Source organism: Thermogutta sp., from assembly GCF_014359955.1.
Classification (GTDB): Bacteria; Planctomycetota; Planctomycetia; order Pirellulales; family Thermoguttaceae; genus Thermogutta.
Genome location: NZ_JACIYL010000960.1, coordinates 1 through 1,487 on the forward strand (window position 1 = coordinate 1; position 1,487 = coordinate 1,487).

Sequence of the window (1,487 nt, forward strand, 5' to 3'; positions counted from 1 at the left end):
GGAACGACCCCCGAAGAGCACAGGCCCGCTAACTGCCGTATTAGTACGCCTGTCTCTCTCAATTCACCATCCGGTTGAATAATCCATACTTTAAACGTTTTCTGTTCCCCTCCTTGCAGCTCATGGATCTGCCCCTCATACCCGGCCAGAAGACCTATTTGAATAGATCTTTTGGAGACGGCTATTCGCTTGGGAAATTCCTCCCAAAACCGAGGGACTGTCAGGGCTATTGGTCCGTGGTCAGTCTCAGCTACACACAGCGGTAAAATGCGATTACCTCTTTTTTCCTCTTTGCCGAACCGTAAAACGTACCCCCGAAGCGGCAATCGTACCTGTCCCCTGGCATCGATATGATTTACACTGTGCCAGTTTTCCCCACCGCTCGATGCCTGAATTATGGACCACCGTTCCCCGAATTCATCACTATCGTGACTATCATAGTCCTGGATGGGTATCGAGTCCACAGATGAGCAATGTGAACCATCAGCCCAATGCCATGTGCGGATTACTGCCGGTAATTCAATGTCGAGCCCGAACTCTCCAAGCAGCACCGACCCAGGATCCCCCAGATCCCAAAGCCCCCCGCGATGCCGCGCCCGCCTACTGTTGCGGAGCGTGAACGTGATCAGCGTCGCATGAGCTGGCACATAGTGGGTTATATGTGCAATAAATGTCACATGTCGCTTCGTCTTAAATCGGCCGCGAACGACTACTTTCTCAACCGGGCCCCCACTATTCCCTGGTTCACAGCCCGTGATCTCCAAGGGAATCCGCCGTGTTCTTGCATCTTTTATGTAAATCGACGCACTTACACGCAAATGCCGTCGTCCTATAAGCAGGCGTCCACTATCTACCTGTATAATAGAACCGTTCTCGCTTGAGAGCTGCGCTCGTTCACCAACCCGGAGACGGTTTTCAGGCGTTGGTCTTAAAGCAATACTAACCACCTGCCTCGTCTGTTCCGCCCGCGATAGGCTCAACACTCCCTCGACAGCAACCCAACGACTCGAGCCATCCGGCCACCTCGCCAGAGTCTCGACATGACAGCCGCAGTCACATAGACCCTCTCCAGAAACAGAAGCAGTCAACGGTTCCGCAATACGTCCCTTGGGGACCGGCACACCCCAGCGGAAAGGAATGCGAAGTGACTCACCTACACAACTGGGCGGTATGTTCAGTATTAGATTCGCCTTATATTCCTTCACTATCACGTCTATGAACGTTCCCATTTATGCTGATTATTTTCGCCCATCAATCCCTCAAGCTATTATGAACTCTTTTTCCCGGTATCGCTATCGAGTGATCGCACAGCTTTTGCCGGCACCCCTACTGCCACTGTCCCATCCGGTATAGGCTGGCACACGACAGCTCCAGCCCCAACAATGCATCTCGCCCCAACGTCCGCCATGATGACCGCACGTTCCCCAATCCACGTCTCACAGCCAATCTCAATTGTCTCAAAACGCCCCGTGTCGATCCCGTTATGC

The 1,487-nt window shown here is 52.9% G+C and carries 1 protein-coding gene and 2 pseudogenes; all 3 read right to left on the bottom strand.

The window, feature by feature from the left end:
- Positions 1-677 (bottom strand): hypothetical protein (locus tag H5U08_RS18560; RefSeq protein WP_297036569.1); only part of this gene is annotated, 677 nt, incomplete at its 3' end.
- A 321-nt stretch (positions 678-998) separates the two neighbouring features.
- Positions 999-1,229: pseudogene (locus tag H5U08_RS19960) on the bottom strand (hypothetical protein); the annotation flags it as partial.
- Between the two features lie 38 nt (positions 1,230-1,267).
- Positions 1,268-1,487: pseudogene (locus tag H5U08_RS18565) on the bottom strand (hypothetical protein); the annotation flags it as partial.